At 66.7% G+C, this 16692-nt stretch carries 17 protein-coding genes; 13 read left to right on the plus strand and 4 right to left on the minus strand.

Features of this window, described 5'->3' with window-relative positions; translation table 11 throughout:
• Positions 1 to 4 precede the first annotated feature (4 nt).
• From dapF to AC3A4T_RS09840, 7 genes are all read left to right on the plus strand, one after another.
• Positions 5 to 907 carry a diaminopimelate epimerase gene (gene dapF, locus AC3A4T_RS09810; protein WP_487675224.1) on the plus strand — a complete coding sequence of 301 codons (903 nt, stop codon included), beginning with the start codon at positions 5 to 7 and terminating at the stop codon, positions 905 to 907.
• Complete coding sequence (locus AC3A4T_RS09815; protein ID WP_036101645.1) at positions 904 to 1590, plus strand: DUF484 family protein; 687 nt, start codon at positions 904 to 906, stop codon at positions 1588 to 1590. Before dapF ends, AC3A4T_RS09815 begins: the two co-directional genes overlap by 4 nt.
• A 73-nt stretch (positions 1591 to 1663) precedes the next feature.
• Complete coding sequence (gene xerC, locus AC3A4T_RS09820; protein WP_487675225.1) at positions 1664 to 2548, plus strand: tyrosine recombinase XerC; 885 nt, start codon at positions 1664 to 1666, stop codon at positions 2546 to 2548.
• 141 nt (positions 2549 to 2689) lie between these two features.
• Positions 2690 to 3241: an ATP-dependent protease subunit HslV gene (gene hslV, locus AC3A4T_RS09825; protein WP_487675226.1), complete on the plus strand. Its 552-nt coding sequence runs from the start codon at positions 2690 to 2692 to the stop codon at positions 3239 to 3241.
• Positions 3242 to 3352: 111 nt separating this feature from the next.
• On the plus strand, positions 3353 to 4726 hold the full coding sequence (gene hslU, locus AC3A4T_RS09830; protein ID WP_487675227.1) for an ATP-dependent protease ATPase subunit HslU: 1374 nt from the start codon (positions 3353 to 3355) through the stop codon (positions 4724 to 4726).
• Positions 4727 to 4992: 266 nt separating this feature from the next.
• Positions 4993 to 6309, plus strand: coding sequence for an SDR family oxidoreductase (locus tag AC3A4T_RS09835; protein ID WP_487675228.1), 1317 nt, complete (start codon positions 4993 to 4995; stop codon positions 6307 to 6309).
• Positions 6310 to 6313: 4 nt separating this feature from the next.
• Positions 6314 to 6778: a DUF2269 family protein gene (locus AC3A4T_RS09840; RefSeq protein ID WP_487675229.1), complete on the plus strand. Its 465-nt coding sequence runs from the start codon at positions 6314 to 6316 to the stop codon at positions 6776 to 6778.
• Positions 6779 to 6814: 36 nt separating this feature from the next.
• Here the strand turns inward: AC3A4T_RS09840 and AC3A4T_RS09845 are convergent, their stop codons facing one another.
• From AC3A4T_RS09845 to AC3A4T_RS09855, 3 genes are all read right to left on the minus strand, one after another.
• Positions 6815 to 7282, minus strand: coding sequence for an N-acetyltransferase family protein (locus AC3A4T_RS09845; RefSeq protein WP_487675230.1), 468 nt, complete (start codon positions 7280 to 7282; stop codon positions 6815 to 6817).
• A 103-nt stretch (positions 7283 to 7385) separates the two neighbouring features.
• Positions 7386 to 7841: a nucleoside deaminase gene (locus AC3A4T_RS09850; RefSeq protein WP_036101637.1), complete on the minus strand. Its 456-nt coding sequence runs from the start codon at positions 7839 to 7841 to the stop codon at positions 7386 to 7388.
• Positions 7842 to 8252: 411 nt separating this feature from the next.
• Positions 8253 to 8735, minus strand: a complete 483-nt coding sequence (locus AC3A4T_RS09855; RefSeq protein ID WP_487675231.1) for a GNAT family N-acetyltransferase — start codon at positions 8733 to 8735, stop codon at positions 8253 to 8255.
• A 226-nt stretch (positions 8736 to 8961) separates the two neighbouring features.
• Here AC3A4T_RS09855 and ubiE point away from each other — a divergent pair, with 226 nt between their 5' ends.
• Positions 8962 to 9723: a bifunctional demethylmenaquinone methyltransferase/2-methoxy-6-polyprenyl-1,4-benzoquinol methylase UbiE gene (gene ubiE, locus AC3A4T_RS09860; RefSeq protein ID WP_046658025.1), complete on the plus strand. Its 762-nt coding sequence runs from the start codon at positions 8962 to 8964 to the stop codon at positions 9721 to 9723.
• 498 nt (positions 9724 to 10221) lie between these two features.
• Here ubiE and AC3A4T_RS09865 read toward each other — a convergent pair whose 3' ends face one another.
• Complete coding sequence (locus AC3A4T_RS09865) at positions 10222 to 10965, minus strand: SDR family NAD(P)-dependent oxidoreductase (protein ID WP_487675232.1); 744 nt, start codon at positions 10963 to 10965, stop codon at positions 10222 to 10224.
• 428 nt (positions 10966 to 11393) lie between these two features.
• On the opposite strand from AC3A4T_RS09865, the gene AC3A4T_RS09870 reads away from it, so the two are divergent.
• The 5 genes from AC3A4T_RS09870 (at position 11394) to AC3A4T_RS09890 (ending at position 16649) form a co-directional block, all read left to right on the plus strand.
• Positions 11394 to 13361 (plus strand): M1 family metallopeptidase, encoded by a 1968-nt coding sequence (locus AC3A4T_RS09870; RefSeq protein ID WP_487675233.1) that lies wholly within the window; start codon positions 11394 to 11396, stop codon positions 13359 to 13361.
• 22 nt (positions 13362 to 13383) lie between these two features.
• Positions 13384 to 14361 (plus strand): alpha/beta fold hydrolase, encoded by a 978-nt coding sequence (locus AC3A4T_RS09875; protein WP_487675234.1) that lies wholly within the window; start codon positions 13384 to 13386, stop codon positions 14359 to 14361.
• Positions 14358 to 15089 (plus strand): hypothetical protein, encoded by a 732-nt coding sequence (locus AC3A4T_RS09880; protein ID WP_487675235.1) that lies wholly within the window; start codon positions 14358 to 14360, stop codon positions 15087 to 15089. The genes AC3A4T_RS09875 and AC3A4T_RS09880 overlap by 4 nt, the downstream gene beginning before the upstream one ends.
• On the plus strand, positions 15080 to 15802 hold the full coding sequence (locus AC3A4T_RS09885) for a hypothetical protein (RefSeq protein ID WP_487675236.1): 723 nt from the start codon (positions 15080 to 15082) through the stop codon (positions 15800 to 15802). Before AC3A4T_RS09880 ends, AC3A4T_RS09885 begins: the two co-directional genes overlap by 10 nt.
• A gap of 88 nt (positions 15803 to 15890) precedes the next feature.
• Entirely contained in the window at positions 15891 to 16649 is a 759-nt protein-coding gene (locus AC3A4T_RS09890) for a GH25 family lysozyme (RefSeq protein WP_487675237.1), read from the plus strand.
• Positions 16650 to 16692: the final 43 nt, after the last annotated feature.

Here is a 16692-nt window from a genome sequence, read left to right on the forward strand (position 1 = left end):
GACCATGGCCGAATCCACCGCCGCGTCCGCATCGCCGGGTTCGGGCGCTACCGGCACCGGCAAGATGCGCTTCAGCAAGATGCACGGCGCCGGCAACGACTTCGTGGTGCTGGACCTGCGCGGCGGCCTCGCGCCGCCTGACGCCGACACCTGCCGCCGCCTCGCCGACCGTCATTTCGGGGTCGGCTGCGATCAACTGCTGACCATCGAAGATCCGCTCAGCGACGGCGCCGTTGCCTCGTATCGGATCTGGAACGCCGACGGTTCGACCTCGCAGCAATGTGGCAACGGCGCGCGCTGCATCGCCGCCTGGCTGGTGCGCGACGGCGCGGCTTCAAACGGCGCCGACGCCGACGGCGGCTTCTTCGTCGACAGCCCGGCCGGGCGCCACGCGGTGCAGCCCCTGGGCGGCGACGCCTACCGCATCGGCATGGGCCGGCCCGAATTCGAACCCGCGCGCATTCCGCTGCTCGGCTATGCCGCGCGCCAGGATCAGTACGTGCTCGACATCCACGACACCGTGTTCGGTTTCGGCGCGGTGTCGATGGGCAATCCGCATGCGGTGATCGAAGTCGACGACGTCGACGTCGCGCCGGTCGAAAGCATCGGTCCGCTGCTGCAATCGAGTTCGGCGTTTCCCGAATCGGCCAACGTCGGTTTCGCCCAGGTGATCGCGCCGGACCGGATCAAGCTGCGCGTGTACGAGCGCGGTTCCGGCGAAACCCTCGCCTGCGGCAGCGGCGCCTGCGCCGCCGCCGCGGTGCTGATGCAACGCGGCCGCATCGGCCGCGACGTGCGCGTGCAGTTGCCCGGCGGCGAACTGCGCATCGTCTGGCCCGACCCCGAGTCGGCGCTGTCGATGTCCGGCCCGACCGCATTCGTCTTCGAAGGAGAGTGGAACCGATGAGCGACAGATTCGGCGACAAGCCGGCCGACCAGCTTGGCGCGCACGAGATCGCCAACTGGCTGCGCCGCCATCCGCGTTTCCTGCAGCAATTCCCCGATTTGTCGCTGAGCCTGGTGGTGCCGCGCGAGGAAGGTTCGGCCGCGTCGCTGGCGAGCTACCAGCTCGAAGTGCTGCGCGACAAGAACCGCGAACTCTCGCGCCGCCTGCACGAACTGTTCGGCAACGCCCAGGACAACGAACGCCTGGCCGTGCGCACCCATCAATTGACCCTCGCGCTGATGCGCCAGGACAACGCAGCCGACACTCTGCGCGCGATGGCCGCGAGCCTGGCCGAGGATTTCAACGGCGACTTGGTCCGGCTGATCGTGTTCAAGCCCTATGACGGTTTGAGCGACAACGAGTGGCTGCAGATCATCGACGAATCCGATCCGCGCCTGCAGCCGTTCCGCGACGCGCTGAGCGACGGCGAACCGCTGTGCGGCCGCTTGCAGCCGGAAAAGCACGCGGTGCTGTACGGCGAGCGCGCCGCCGACGTGCAGTCCACCGCGCTGTTGCCGTTGCCGGGCAGCGGCCTGATCGCGGTCGGCAGTCGCGACCCGAACCGTTTCTTCCCCGGCATGGGCACGCTGTTCCTGCGCATGATGGGCGAATCGCTGGCGGTGGCGTTGCGTCGTTACGACTGAGACGCGCCATTCGGCGTTGCGGTGCGAAACGAACGCGATTGCCGCGACGCCGAAGCGAGTACGATCGCAGGGCATGAACGCCGTCGAAACATTTCTCGATCATCTGCGCGTGGAGCGGCGCATGTCCGCGCATACGCTCGATGCGTACCAGCGCGATCTGGCCGCGTTGTGGCTGTGGGCGGAAGAAAGCGGACGCGGCGAGGTGATGGCCTTGCAGACCGAGGACCTGCGCGCGTTCATCGCCGCCGAACGCCGGCGCGGACTGACGCCCAAGAGCCTGCAGCGGCGCTTGTCGGCGTGCCGCAGCTTTTATCTGTGGCAGGTCAAGCAAGGCCATCTGCCCGCCAGCCCGGCTGCGGCGATCCGCGCGCCGAAAGCGCCGCGCAAACTGCCGCAGGTGCTCGATCCGGACGAGGCCAAGGTGCTGGTCGAAGTGCCGACCGACGTGCCGCTGGGCCTGCGTGATCGCGCCGTGCTGGAACTGTTCTATTCCTCCGGCGTGCGCCTGAGCGAACTGTGCGCCTTGCGTTGGCGCGACCTGGACCTCGACGACGGCCTGGTCTCCGTGCTCGGCAAGGGCGGCAAACAGCGCATCGTGCCGCTGGGCTCGCATGCGCGCGCCGCCTTGCGCGAGTGGCGCGCATCGACCGGCGCAGGCAACGACGCGCAAGTGTTTCCCGGACGCGGCGGCGGCCCGATCACGCCGCGCGCGGTGCAACTGCGCATCCGCCAACTGGCCCAGCGCCAAGGCCTGTTCAAGCGCGTGCATCCGCATCTGCTGCGGCATTCCTTCGCCAGCCACATCCTGGAATCCTCCGGCGATCTGCGCGGCGTGCAGGAACTGCTCGGCCACGCCGACATCGCCACCACCCAGATATATACGCATCTGGATTTCCAGCATTTGGCCAAGGTCTATGACGCGGCGCATCCCCGGGCCAGGCGGAAGAAGCAGGAATGAGTAAAGAGGAGTGAGGAGTGAGTAAGAGCCGGGCCTTGCTGTCACTCACTCCTCACTCTTCTCCACTCATTTCTGCTCCCCGCTCCCCTTGACAAGCGGTCCGGCGACCCCATCCAGGGTTACAGCATCCTGGAGGTCGCAATGGACCCGAGTCAGAATCCCAACGTATTTCACGCCACCACGATCGTCTCGGTACGCCGCGACGGTCGCGTCGCCGTGGCCGGCGACGGTCAGGTGACGCTCGGTCACACCGTCATGAAGTCGAACGCGCGCAAGGTGCGCCGCCTGGGCCGCGACGGCCAGGTGTTGGCCGGTTTCGCCGGCGCCGCCGCCGACGCGTTCACCCTGTTCGAATTGTTCGAAGCCAAGCTGGAAAAACACGGCCAGCTGACCCGCGGCGCGGTTGAACTGGCCAAGGACTGGCGCACCGAACGCCGCCTCGGAAAACTCGAAGCGCTACTCGCGGTGGCCGACAAGGAAACCTCCTTGATCATCAGCGGCACGGGCGATGTGATCGAGCCCGAAGACGGCATCATCGCGATCGGTTCGGGCGGCATGTACGCGCTGTCCGCCGCGCGCGCGCTGATGGCCCACACCCAGCTCGACGCGCGCACCATCGCCACCGAGTCGATCGGCATCGCCGGCGACGTGTGCATCTATACGAATCGCAATGTGGTGGTGGAAGAGCTGTAAGGCCGAGATTCGGTATTCGGGATAAGGGATTCGCAAAGCGATCCGTCCCGCACCGACACCTTGCACCGGCTCTTGCCAATCCCGAATCCCCAATCCCGAATCCCGGCACTCATGAAACCCGACAACACCCACGCCACCATGACCCCGCGCGAAATCGTGCAGGAACTCGATCGCCACATCGTCGGTCAGCACGCGGCCAAGCGCGCGGTCGCGATCGCGCTGCGCAACCGCTGGCGGCGCATGCAGCTCGATGACGATCTGCGCAACGAGGTCATGCCCAAGAACATCCTGATGATCGGCCCGACCGGCGTCGGCAAGACCGAGATCGCGCGCCGTCTGGCGACGCTCGCCAACGCGCCGTTCGTCAAGGTCGAGGCCACACGCTTCACCGAGGTCGGCTACGTCGGTAAAGATGTGGAGCAGATCGTGCGCGATCTGGCCGACACCGCGGTCAAGCTGTATCGCGAGCAGGCCAAGACCCGCGTGCGCACCCAGGCCGAAGACCGCGCCGAGGACCGCATCCTCGACGCGCTGCTGCCCAAGCGCGTGCCCGGTGGTTTCGGCTTCGGCGCGGAAACCCCGGCCACCGATCACAGCGCGCCCGACAGCGACACCCGCGCCAAACTGCGCAAGCAATTGCGCAGCGGCGAGCTGGACGAGCGCGAGATCGAGATCGAAACCTCGCTCAACGTCGGCGTCGACATCATGGCGCCGCCCGGGATGGAGGAAATGGGCCAGCAGCTGCGACAGATGTTCTCGCAGGTGTCCGGCGGCAAGAGCCAGAAGAAGCACCTCACGATCAAGGCTGCGCGTCCGCAGCTGATCGAAGAGGAGGCCGGCAAGCTGGTCAACGAAGACGACATCCGTCAGGCCGCGATCGAGGCATGCGAGCAGCACGGCATCGTGTTCATCGACGAGATCGACAAGGTCGCCAAGCGCGGCGAGTCGGGCATGAGCGGCGGCGATGTCAGCCGCGAAGGCGTGCAGCGCGATCTGCTGCCGCTGGTCGAAGGCTCGACCGTGAGCACCAAGTACGGCGCGGTCAAGACCGACCACATCCTGTTCATCGCGTCGGGCGCGTTTCATCTGGCCAAGCCCAGCGACCTGATTCCCGAGTTGCAGGGCCGCTTCCCGATCCGGGTCGAGCTGACCGCGCTGACCAAGGACGATTTCGTCCGCATCCTGACCGAGCCGAAGGCCGCGCTGACCACGCAGTACGTCGAATTGCTCAAGACCGAGGGCGTGAATCTGCAGTTCACCGCCGATGCGGTGGATCGTCTGGCCGAGATCGCCGCGCAGGTCAACGAGCGCCAGGAGAACATCGGCGCGCGGCGTCTGCACACAGTGCTTGAGCGTCTGCTCGATACCTTGAGCTATGAGGCGCCCGATCGCGATGGGCAGGCGGTGACGATCGATCGCGCCTATGTCGACGAGCATCTGGGCGAGTTGGTGCAGGACCCGGATTTGAGTCGTTACATCCTCTAATTCGCACCGGTAATTCGCGGGCGCTTCCAAGCCCCTCTCCCGCTTGCGGGAGAGGGGTTGGGGTGAGGGGAGCAAGGTTGCGTCGCCTGAGCGACATCGATGCAGTCAAAGCTCCAAGCCCCTTGCCCTAGCCCTCTCAGCCCTGCACTCCCTTCGGTCGCCGCAAGCGGGAGAGGGAACACCGTCGCGACGATCGGTCAAATGACTACACGACCCATCGCGCAACCAGTCCGAAATCCGCACCCGCTCTGCTACCGTGTCGCCCCATGGACGACACCGCACCCGCGCGACGGACCGACACCGCGCGCACCGCCTTGGTCATCGGCGCCAACGGTTTTCTTGCCGGCTATCTGATCGCCGCCCTGCATCGCCACGGTTGGCGCGTGCTGCGTGGCGTGCGCGACAGCGGCCGCTCCTTGCGTGAGGACGAACGCGCAGCCGATCTGGCCCGCATGACCACGCCGGATGCCTGGCGCGACAGCCTGCGTGGCGTCGATGCGGTGGTCAACGTCGCCGGCATCCTGCGCGAGACCGGCGTGCAGACCTTCCAGACCATCCACGTCGACGGCCCGCTCGCATTGGCCCAGGCCTGCGTCGACTTCGGCGTTGCGCGCTTCGTGCAGATCTCCGCGCTCGGCCAGGCCGAGGACGGCGGTTTCCTCGCCTCCAAGCACCGTTTCGATGAGGCCTTGCTCGCGCTGCCGCTGAGCGCGGTGGTGCTGCGGCCGTCGATCGTCTACGCCGCTTCGGGCTCCTACGGCGGCACCTCGCTGTTGCGCGCGCTGGCCGCGTTTCCGGGCTGGCAGCTGCTGCCCGGCGACGGCCACTGGCCATTGCAGCCGGTCGCGGCCGAAGACCTCGGCGAGATCGCCGCGCGCGCCGCGGCGGGCACGCAACGCGGCATCTACGAAATCGGCGGCCCGCGCACGATGTCCTTGCGCGAGTACCAGACCCAGTGGCGGCGCTGGCTGCGCATCGACGGCACCCGTGCGATCGATTTCCCGCAGTCGCTGGTGTCGCTGCAGGTCGCGATCAGCGAACGCCTCGGCCGCGGGCCGGTCGGCGAAACCATGTGGCGCATGCTCCGGCGCGGCAACATCACTGCGGCCGATGCGCCGGCGCGCGTGCAGGCCGACTTCGGCCACGCCGCGCGCGATCTGCCGCAGGTGCTCGCGGCCACGCCGAGCCAGGTCCAGGACCGTTGGCAGGCGCAGTTGTATTTCCTCGCGCCGACCTTGCGGCTGGCGATCGTCGCGCTGTGGCTGATTTCGGCCGTGGCCGGCTGGCTCACGCCGGCGGCGACGATTGAGGCGATGACCGCCGGTTCGCCGATGCAGGCGCTGCAGCCGGTGTTGTTGGCGCGCGCGACCGCGACGCTCGATGTCGTGCTTGCCGCGGGGCTGTTGATCGGCTGGCGGCCGCGCTGGATGCTCGGCCTGATGGGCATCAGTGTGCTGGCCTACACCGTGGTGTTCGGCGCCTTGCTGCCGATGCAGTGGCTCGATCCGCTCGGCGGACTGGCCAAGAATCTGGTGGTGCTGCCGGCGCTCGCGGTGGCCTGGGTGTTGGCGGACAGGAGATAAACCGATGCTCTATCTGTGGGTGAAGTGGATACACATCCTGTCGTCGACCTTGCTGTTCGGCACCGGCCTGGGCATCGCGTTCTTCTTCTGGATCGCGCACAAGCGCGGCGACGCGAAGGTGATCGCCGAGACCGCGCGCACGGTGGTGATCGCCGACGCCTGCTTCACCGCGCCGGCGGTGATCGTGCAGTTCGCCACCGGCGTATGGCTGATGCTGCACCTGGGCATGCCGCCGTCGGTGTTCTGGCTCAAGACCGCGCTGGTGCTGTTCTTCGTGGTTGGCGCGTGCTGGCTGCCGGTGCTGTGGTTGCAGGCGCGCGCGAAGCGGCTGGCGAGCGAAGCCGCGGCCACGGGCGCACCGTTGTCGCCGGCGTACTACCGCACGATGCGCTGGTGGTTCTGGCTCGGCTGGCCGGCGTTCCTGAGTGTGATGGCGATCTTCTGGCTGATGGTGCTCAAGCCGATCTGACCACGCTGGTCCGGGCGTGCGTGTCTGAGCGTGACCTCAGCGCCAGCGCCGCAGGATCACCCCGACCGCCGGAAATTCGTCGCTGCCCGCGAGCCGGCCGTTGCGGCGTTCGATCTCGACGAAGCCTTCGGAGCGATACAAGCGCAGCGCTGGTTCGTTGCCGTCCAGCGCCTGGGTGCCGACCACCGGCCCGCAATCGGCCAGCGCATGCCGCAACAGGCTGCGTCCGACCCCGCGGCGGTACGCATCGGGGTGGACGTACAGCCAGTTCAGCGTATGCCGCTGATAGGCGACAAAGCCCTGCACGACGCCGTCGATCAGGCCGACATCAAGCCGGCCCTCGAACAAGCCCTCGCTGTGCGCGGTGCGCGCCAGGCTGCGGAACGCGGCGGGATTCGCGCTGAGTTTCAATTCGTCCAGGCGCGCGCGATCGTGGATTTCGCACAGGCGCGGCCAGTCGTCCAGCGCGTACGGCCGGATCAGCACCGCGGATTGGAAAGGCACCGAAGCCGAGTCGGACATCGCCAGCACGCTTGCGCACGAAAACCGGTGGAAACAGACTTTTCCCGAATCCCGAATCCCGAATCCCGAATCCCGAATCCCGACCTCAATCTTCGCCGATGTCCTCGTTCCAGACATCCGGGTTGGCGGCGATGTAACCGCCGAGCATCTCGATGCATTCCTGGTCGGCCAGATCGATCACCTTGACCCCGGCCTCGCGCAGCCAATCCACGCCACCGCTGAAGTTCACCGATTCGCCGACCACCACCGTGCCGATGTTGAACTGGCGCACCAGACCGCTGCAATACCAGCACGGCGCGAGCGTGGTGACCATGATCGTGTCGCGGTAACGGCGCTGACGGCCGGCCTTGCGGAACGCGTCGGTTTCGCCGTGAACGGACGGATCGTTCTCCTGGATGCGGCGATTGTGGCCGCAGCCGAGCAGGCGGCCATCGTCGTGGAACAGCGCCGCGCCGATCGGAATGCCGCCCTCAGCCAGGCCCTGGCGGGCTTCGGCGACGGCGGTGGCGAGCAGGGCGCGGTAGTCGGGGGTGGCGATCATGTGGGACTCCTGAGCGATGGCCGCCAGTCTGGCGCGAGCGCGGCGTTGGGTCGAGTGGGGGGGGCTCCGGTCTGCGATCTCGTGCCCCTGGAGCCGTTCTTCCAGCGACGGGGCTCTGCTTTACTAATGCACCCGCGTCCTTCAACGCTGTCATTCCCGAGAACGCGGGAATCCAGCGACTTTCGGATGGGAGCGACGCATAGACGGTGGGCGATTGGGCCATCCATTCGAGGTGCGCGAGGCCGCGTTCAAGTCGCTGGATTCCCGCGTTCGCGGGAATGACGGGCTGGGAGATTCGCGGGAAGACGGGCTTTGAGATTCGGGGAAAGACAGGCTTGCAAATTCGTGGGAAGGATGGGGCTCAAGACGGCTAGGAGTAGCGGACGGAAGCCGCGACGTCGCGCAGTTTCCTCAAACCAACCCCACACCCCGCCCACGCCGCAACAGATCGACGTGTGGAATCCCGTCTTCCTCGTACGGCTCTAACGACGGCTCGAACCCATACCGCCCGTAATACCCGAGCAGATGCGCCTGCGCGCCGATCTGGATATCCGCGCCCGGCCAGACGCGCTCGATCTCGCGCAGCGCCGCTTCCAGCATCGGCCCGCCGACACCGCGTCCGCGGTGGCTCGCGGCGGTCAGCACGCGGCCGAAACTGACCTGCGGAAAACTCAGCCCCGGCGGCAGGATCCGCAGGTAGGCGGCGAGGGTGCCGTCGGCATCGCGCCCGAACAGATGCAGGGCCTGCGGATGGCGGTCCTTGCCGTCGGGATCGAGGTATACGCAGTTCTGTTCGATCACGAACACTTCCGCGCGCAGGCGCAACAGGTCGTACAGCTCGTCCAGGCTCAGTTCGGCGTAGGGCTTGCTCTGCCAGGTCAGGTTCGCGGTCATCGCGAGATGATGCCAAAACTTCGCGGAAGCGACGCGGCCGCAGGCCTCGTGGAAGACGCTCGGCCCCACCGCCTCGCGCGTAGGTCGCCGCGCCGGACCGGAACGTTCCGGGGCTGAAGCCGCGCCCACAACGAAGCGGCGCGGACCAGGGCAGGGCCGCGATACCGCCCCGGCGCGGCAAACCGCCTCACCTGCCGCTTGCGCCGCCCCGTGCGATAATCGGCCCATGAGCGAATCCACCCCCAAGCCCGACACCACCCACTTCGGTTTCCGCGACGTTCCGCGCGAGCAAAAGCGCAAGCTGGTCGGCGAAGTGTTCTCCTCGGTCGCCAGCAACTACGACCTGATGAACGACCTGATGAGCCTGGGCATCCATCGGGTCTGGAAGCGCTATTTCACCGCCACCGCGCAGGTCCGCCGCGGCGACCGCGTGCTCGATCTGGCCGGCGGCACCGGCGACATCGCAGCGCTCCTGCGCGACCGGGTCGGCGACCGCGGCGTGATCGTGCTGGGCGACATCAACCAGGACATGCTGCGGGTCGGTCGCGACCGCATGACCGATCGCGGTCGCGTGTCGGGGTTCGAATACGTGCAGCTCAATGCCGAGTCGCTGCCGTTCCCGGATGCGAGCTTCGATCTGGTCACCATCGCCTTCGGCCTGCGCAACGTCACCGACAAGGACGCCGCGCTGCGCGAGATGCTGCGCGTGCTCAAGGTCGGCGGCCAAGCGCGCGTGCTCGAATTTTCCGAAGTGAAGGCCGAGTGGTTCAAGCCGATCTACGACTTCCACTCGTTCAACGTGTTGCCGCGTCTGGGCAAGCTGTTCGCCAACGACAGCGAGAGCTATCGCTATCTGTCCGAGAGCATCCGCAAGCACCCGCCGCAGGACGAGCTCAAGCAGATGATGGTCGACGCGGGTTTCGCGCGCGTGGATTACAAGAATCTGAGCGCGGGGATCTGCGCGATTCATACCGGGTACAAGGCCTGAGCCTTCGCGGGCGCGCAGGCCTCAGTCGAGCGACTGTCAAAGAGCCTCGATCCTGTTTACCGCGTATCTCGATTTATCGCGGATCCAAGGCCTGTCGCTCCCCGTTTAACCTGTGAACCCCAAGCCGTCATCCCCGCGAAGGCGGGGATCCAGGGCTTCACCGCGGCATGACTGTGAAGTCTCTGGATCCCCGCCTGCGCGGGGATGACGAGCAAAAGCAAATCGCGCGCAACGGCCGCCCTGGTCGCAACTCTCAATTCGTCATTCCCGCGAACGCGGGAATCCAGCGACTTTCGTGCAAGGGCGGGACGTTGATGGATGGCGAGTGAACCACTCTTTGATATTGGCGCGGCAACGCTCAAGTCACTGGATTCCCGCGTTCGCGGGAATGACGGCCTGGAAGGGGCGCAGGCACGGCTAGGAAGCACCAGCTCGCGGACCTCGCTGCATTGATCAACTAAGCACCGCAGTCCCAGCAACCAACCCGCGTCCGCTACCTCAAGCCGAAAACCCACCATCCACCGAAATCGCCGTACCCGTAATAAAATTCCCACCCGGCCCCGCCAGATGCGCCACCGTCGCGGCCACATCCTCGGCGCGGCCGAATTCGCCCAGCGGCAGGCCCGCGCGCTGGTGATCGGCGCCTTCGCCGTCGGCCGGGTTCATGTCGGTATCGACCGGGCCGGGCTGGACCACGTTGACGGTGATGCCGCGCTTGCCCAGGTCCTGCGCCAGACCCTTGCTCAGGCCGATCACCGCGGCCTTGCTCATCGAGTACAAGGTCATGCCCGGCGCGCCGACGCGCTCGCCCAGGCAGCTGCCGATGGTGATGATGCGGCCGCCGCGCGGCAGGTGCCTGGATGCGGCCTGCGCGGCCACGAACGGCGCGCGCACGTGGATCGCCATCACCCGCTCGTAGCTTTCGGCGCTTTCGTCCTCGAACGGGCCGTAGGGAAACACGCCGGCATTGTTGACCACGATGTCGATGCGGCCGAATTCGGCCACGGTGCGTTCGACCGCGGCGATCACCGCCTGCGGATCGGCGCTGTCGGCCGCCAGCGCGAGCGCGCGACGGCCGCCGGCCTGGATCTGACCGGCGACCGCGTTGGCCTGATCGGCCGCGCGCGCGTAGGTCAGCACCACGTCGGCGCCGTCGTCGGCCAGGCGCCTGGCGATCGCCGCGCCGATGCCGCGGCTGCCGCCGGTGACCAGGGCGACTTTTCCTGCGAGGGGAAGGCTCATGTCGAAGGGTTCCAGAAGGTGGGAGTAGGGTGCCCACGCTAGCCCGGTCGCGGAGGTTGCGCAGCGGGGGCGGTCAGGACGATGCGTATTGCTGTCGTGGTCGGAGCGAATTCGGTTCTGTGGGTTTCGTCGCGTTGTAGCGGAAAGCGTCGGGGTGAAGTCCCTCCCACAAAAAACTTCGCGGCTTGGTCGCGGACTGGATAGATCCAGCGTCTGGCGTCGCGTTTCATTCCTGCAACCGTATCGGCCAGGTGACCGCGGAATCTTTTTCGCGAGAGGGCTTCGGCCCGAACGCGGTACCGGCAAGATCGCCGCATCGCCCACGATTCGGCCCACCGCGACCCGTCCCCGCGACCTGCCAACATGCACAAGCCCGGTCCCGCGGCGAGGCGCTACACTCAGGCCCTCACCCGCTGCCGTGGTTTTCCATGCGTACCTCGATCCTGACCGTTTGCCTTGTCGCGGCCCTGACCGCCGCCGCCGGTTGCTCGCGCGATGCCGCGCCGGCCGCCGACGCTTCCAAGACCACCGCGACGCCGGAGGCCAAAGTGACCGACACCGCCGTAGCCGCGGCCGACCGCGACGAGCATTCCTACGCCCAGCCCGATCTGGTGCGCGTCGACGATCTGGCCCTGCTGCTCGCGGTCGATTTCGCCAGCAAGACCCTGACCGGCAGCGCGACCTACACCCTGGAATGGACCGATCCGAAGGCCAACCAGCTCGTGCTCGACACGCGCGACCTGAAGATCGAAAAGATCGTCGGCGAACGCGACGACGGCAAGTGGGTCGACCTGAAGTACAGCCTCGCCGACGCCGACAAGACCCTCGGCAGCAAGCTCACCATCGAAGCGCCGGACCGCAACAAGCGCATCCGCGTGAGCTACGCGACCTCGCCGAACGCGTCCGGCCTGCAGTGGCTCGAACCGTCGATGACCCAGGGCAAGAAGACGCCCTTCATGTTCAGCCAGTCGCAGCAGATCCACGCGCGTTCGTGGGTGCCGCTGCAGGATACGCCGAGCGTGCGCTTCACCTACACCGCGCACGTCACCGCGCCGAAGGACGCGATGGTGCTGATGAGCGCCGACAACGATCCCAAGGCCGCGCGCGACGGCGATTACGAATTCAAGATGCCGCAGAAGATCCCGTCGTATCTGCTCGCGATCGCGGCCGGCGACCTGGTGTTCCAGCCGATCTCCAATCGCAGCGGCGTGTGGGCCGAGCCGGGCATGGTCAAGAAGGCCGCGACCGAGTTCGTCGACACCGAAAAGATGATGGAGACGACCGAGAAGTTGTACGGCCCGTATCGCTGGGAGCGTTACGACATCCTGGTGCTGCCGCCGTCGTTCCCGTACGGCGGCATGGAGAACCCGCGCCTGACCTTCGCCACGCCGACCGTGATCGTCGGCGACAAGTCGCTGGTGTCGCTGGTCGCGCATGAACTCGCGCACAGCTGGTCGGGCAACCTGGTGACCTTCAGCAGCAGCAAGGACGCGTGGCTCAACGAAGGCTTCACCAGCTACGTCGAGAACCGCATCGTCGAGGCGCTGTACGGCAAGGAGCGCTCCGACATGGAGAGCGTGATCGGCCGCAACGAACTCGCCGCCGAGTTCAAGACCATCGATCCCAAGCTGCAGGCGCTGGCGCTCAAGCCCGGCGTGCTCAAGGACCCGGACGAAGCCAGCAGCGCGACCGTCTACACCAAGGGCGCGTGGTTCCTGCAGTTCCTCGAACAGCGCTACGGCCGCGAAGTGTTCGATCCGTTCCTGCGCGACTACTTCAATCACTTCGCGTTCCAGAGCATCCCGACCACCAAGTTCGTCGAATACGCCAAGGCCAACCTGCTCGCCAAGCATCCGGGCAAGGTCAGCGAAGCCGAACTGGAGGAATGGATCTACGGGCCGGGCATTCCGAAGTCGGCACCGGCCACGGTGTCGCCGCGTTTCGACGCGGTCGATGCCGCGCGCAAGACCTGGGTCGACGGCGGCGCGCTGCCGGACAAGGCGCTGACCGCGAAGTGGACCACCCAGGAATGGGTGCATTTCATCGAAGGCATGCCGGAAAAACTCAGCGTCGATCAGCTCGGCGCGCTCGATGCGGCGTACAAGTTCACCGGCACGCCGAACGGCGAGATCGCCCAGCGCTGGTATCCGCTGGCGGTGCGCAGCGGCTATCACCACGCCGACCAGGCCATCGCCGCGTTCCTCACCACGATCGGCCGGCGCAAGCTGATCATGCCGACCTACGGCGAACTGGTGAAAACGCCCGAAGGTTTGAAGCTGGCCGAGGACACCTTCGCCAAGGCCAAGCCGGGTTATCACCCGATCACCACCGGTTCGGTCGAGGCGGTGATCGCCAAGGCCAAGGAGCCGGCGCAGCCGTCGGCGGCCGGTCAGTAAGCCGGTCCGGCAGCGCAAGCGCATGAGCCTGCGACGCATCATCAAGACGGTCGCCCTGGGGGCGGCCGTTTTGTTGTGCGCCTTGTTCGTTTGGTTGTGGTGGGACCCGTACCGCGTCGTGCTGGTCGATTTCGCGCGCCAGCGCATCGCCGCCGGACTGACCCGCAACGCGGCCGAGATCGACGATCACCGCTGGGTTTACGCCTACAACGACGACGCGCCGGCGAACGCGCCGACCGTGGTCATGATCCATGGCTTCACCGGCGGCAAGGAAAACTGGTATCCGCTCGCGCAGCGGCTGCACGGCCGCTATCGCATCTTCATCCCGGATCTGCCGGGCTGGGGCGAGAGCGAGCGCAAGCAGGGCGGCGATTACGGCTTCGTCGCCCAGAACGATCGCGTCGCGCGTTTCATCGAACAGGTCGCGCGCAAGAACGGCAGCCCGATCGTATTGCTCGGCCATTCGATGGGCGGCGGCATCGTCGCGCTGACCACCGCGCGGCATCCGCAACTGGTCGATCGGTTTGGTCTGTTCGATGCGGCCGGCGTGCGCTTCAAGGACAACCGTTTCGGCATTGAGGTGCTGGACGGCAAGAACCCGTTCGCGGTCGACGACGCCGCGTCGCTGCAACGCTACATCGACACCGTGTTCTACGATCCGCGTACCAAGCCGTCGATCCCGTGGCCGGCCGACGGCATCTACATCGAGCGGCGCAAGCGCGATGCGGCCTTCGAGCAATCCGTGCTCGACAAGATCGGCCGTAGCGACGAGCGCTTTCTTCCTGGTATCGAGGCCGCGCGCATCATGCAGCCGGCGCTGCTGCTATGGTGCCGGCAGGACGCGGTGATCGATGCCAGCGCGCTGGAGTTGTACGCGGCGCAGCTGCCACAGGCGCAGCGCGTATTGCTCGACGGTTGCGGCCACATGTCGATCGTCGAACGTCCCGATGCGGCCGCGCAGGCCGTGACCCAACTGATAGACAAGGGCCAAGCACGATGAATACCCGTACCGCCACCTTGCTGCTCGCCGCCGCGATGATCCTGAGCGCCTGCGAAAAACCCGATCCCAAGATCGCCGAAGCGGCCAAGGCCGCGCAGCAGGAACAGGCCGCGGCGACCGCGGCCAAGGATTTCGACGGCGCCTACGGTCAGCAGAACTGGGAGATGGCCGCGGCCTACGGCGAGATTGTCACCTCCAAGTACCCGGGCACGCCGACCGCGGATCGGGTGCGGCCGCTGTATGAGGAAGCGCAGGGCAAGGCCAAGCTGGCGCGCGAGCAGCGCCGGGTCGAGTCGCTGTGGTCGTACATGAGCACGCCGGTCAAGACCGATAAGGGTAAGGACGGCATCCAGCTGTCGGCGTCGCTGTACGCGAAAGCCAACGTCGAAACCGACGGCCGCACGCCGCGCCCGGTGCAGCTGATCTTCCGCGATCATCCCGATTGGGGCCGCAGCAGCTACCTCGTGCTGCAGGTCGGCGATTTCAATTGCTACGGCGGCTGCAAGCTCAAGGTCGGCATCGACGGCAAGATCAAGACCATGGCCGGGCGCCGGCCGAAGACCGACGAAGCGATCGCGATGTTCATCGAAGACGAACGCGGCCTGTGGCGCATGCTCGACAAGGCCAAGGAGCTGACCATCGAGTTCCCGGTCAAGGCCGGAGGCACGCGCACGGCGACGTTCGAAGTCGGCGGCTTGAAGCAGGACAAGTTGCCGGGTTGGAAGTGATGATCGGCGTGCGCGGCGCTTGCGGTCTGGCGATGATCGGCCTGGTGCTTTCCGCGGTGTTTTTCGCCGGGCGCGCCGACGCCGCCGAGGGCAAGCGCGAGAAATTCAAAGTCAGCAAGCTCGTGGGCGAGCGCGGCATGGAGCAGCCCGACGTGCCGCAACCGCCGCAGCGCGATTCGCCGCGAGGCCGCGCGTTGGCCGCGTTGGCCGGGATCGAAGGGCCGCTGACCTTGTACTCGTTGCAGCCCTATGTTCCGCCGACATTGCCGCCCCCGGAAGGTATTAATGGCGGACCGAAACACATCGCTTCGGAAAAGCGCAACGAAGAGCTATGGGAGCGCAGCCAGCGCGAGTGGTGTGCGCGCGACGACTGTTTGGCCGGCAACAAGGTGCTGGGAAAGGTCGCGGTGAACAGCAAGAACGATCGTGCCCAGGTGATCAAGGCCTTGCGCGAATCGCTGGGAAAAATCCCTGGCTACGCCTCGATGTGTTTTCCCGAGTACCGGCATAGCGTCGCGTTCGTATCGGGTGGACACTACTACGACGTGCTGTTGTGCTACCAGTGCGGACAGGTTCGGGTCATCATCGACGGCGAGGACGAAGGCGGCAACGGCCAGACCTACTCGATGGGCAGTCAGGCCGCATTGAACGCGATCCTGCGCAAGGCGGGGATTCCACTGGCGAAAGCGTCGTGGGGACCGTCGAAAGAATGAGCCCGCTTTTCGATGACGCGACCGGGTCGGCGGCGATGCCGTTGCCGACCGCTGAAACGGAGCGTGTGATTCACGACGCAACGCAGCCATGAAGCAACGCATCGTACGAATCTCGATGTGGATCGCCGCGCTGATCCTGCTCGCGGCCGTGGGCGTGGCCGCGGCCTGGTGGCTGTTCCTGCGCTGGCAACCCGATCGCGAACGTTTTCCCTTGCGCGGCATCGACGTATCGCATCATCAGGCCGCGATCGATTGGCCCGCGGTCGCGCGCGACGACATCGCCTTCGCCTATCTCAAGTCCAGCGAAGGCGGCGACCACCGCGACCGGCGCTTCGCCGAGAACTGGCGCGCCGCGCGCGCGGCCGGCATCGCCACCGGTGCGTATCACTTCTTCACTTTCTGTCGTAGTGGCGCGGAGCAGGCGCGCAACTTCATCGACGCGGTGCCGGTCGCCGCCGATGCTTTGCCGCCGGCGGTGGACCTGGAGTTCGGCGGCAACTGCGGCAAGACCCCGGACGACGCGACCCTGCGCCGCGAGCTCGATGCCTACCTGCAAGCGGTCGAACAGGCCTACGCGAAGCCGGCGCTGCTGTACGTCACGCCGGAATTCCTCGCGGCGTATCGCCAGGCATTGCCGCCGCGCGCGCTGTGGCGGCGCGCGATCGTGCGCGCGCCCGACGCGAGCGCGCCGTGGGTGCTGTGGCAGTACCACAACCGCGCTCGCGTCGCGGGCATCGTCGGTCCGGTCGATCTGAACGTGTTCGATGGCGACGCGGCCGCGTTCGCGCGCTGGCGCGATGCTTCGACATCGCCGCGGCCGCCCGTGGGCGTTGCAGCCGACAAGTGAGCGAGCCGCGTGAGCGGATAGGTGACTGTGTCGGGCGAACCGT

It is taken from the genome of Lysobacter sp. Soil_N_51 (genome assembly GCF_057655755.1).

Coding starts and splice junctions, on each gene's coding strand:
- dapF (WP_487675224.1), top strand. CDS start 5: ATGGCCGAATCCACCGCCGCGTCCGCATCGCCGGGTTCGGGCGCTACC.
- AC3A4T_RS09815 (WP_036101645.1), top strand. CDS start 904: ATGAGCGACAGATTCGGCGACAAGCCGGCCGACCAGCTTGGCGCGCAC.
- xerC (WP_487675225.1), top strand. CDS start 1,664: ATGAACGCCGTCGAAACATTTCTCGATCATCTGCGCGTGGAGCGGCGC.
- hslV (WP_487675226.1), top strand. CDS start 2,690: ATGGACCCGAGTCAGAATCCCAACGTATTTCACGCCACCACGATCGTC.
- hslU (WP_487675227.1), top strand. CDS start 3,353: ATGAAACCCGACAACACCCACGCCACCATGACCCCGCGCGAAATCGTG.
- AC3A4T_RS09835 (WP_487675228.1), top strand. CDS start 4,993: ATGGACGACACCGCACCCGCGCGACGGACCGACACCGCGCGCACCGCC.
- AC3A4T_RS09840 (WP_487675229.1), top strand. CDS start 6,314: ATGCTCTATCTGTGGGTGAAGTGGATACACATCCTGTCGTCGACCTTG.
- AC3A4T_RS09850 (WP_036101637.1), bottom strand. CDS start 7,841: ATGATCGCCACCCCCGACTACCGCGCCCTGCTCGCCACCGCCGTCGCC.
- AC3A4T_RS09855 (WP_487675231.1), bottom strand. CDS start 8,735: ATGACCGCGAACCTGACCTGGCAGAGCAAGCCCTACGCCGAACTGAGC.
- ubiE (WP_046658025.1), top strand. CDS start 8,962: ATGAGCGAATCCACCCCCAAGCCCGACACCACCCACTTCGGTTTCCGC.
- AC3A4T_RS09865 (WP_487675232.1), bottom strand. CDS start 10,965: ATGAGCCTTCCCCTCGCAGGAAAAGTCGCCCTGGTCACCGGCGGCAGC.
- AC3A4T_RS09870 (WP_487675233.1), top strand. CDS start 11,394: ATGCGTACCTCGATCCTGACCGTTTGCCTTGTCGCGGCCCTGACCGCC.
- AC3A4T_RS09875 (WP_487675234.1), top strand. CDS start 13,384: ATGAGCCTGCGACGCATCATCAAGACGGTCGCCCTGGGGGCGGCCGTT.
- AC3A4T_RS09880 (WP_487675235.1), top strand. CDS start 14,358: ATGAATACCCGTACCGCCACCTTGCTGCTCGCCGCCGCGATGATCCTG.
- AC3A4T_RS09890 (WP_487675237.1), top strand. CDS start 15,891: ATGAAGCAACGCATCGTACGAATCTCGATGTGGATCGCCGCGCTGATC.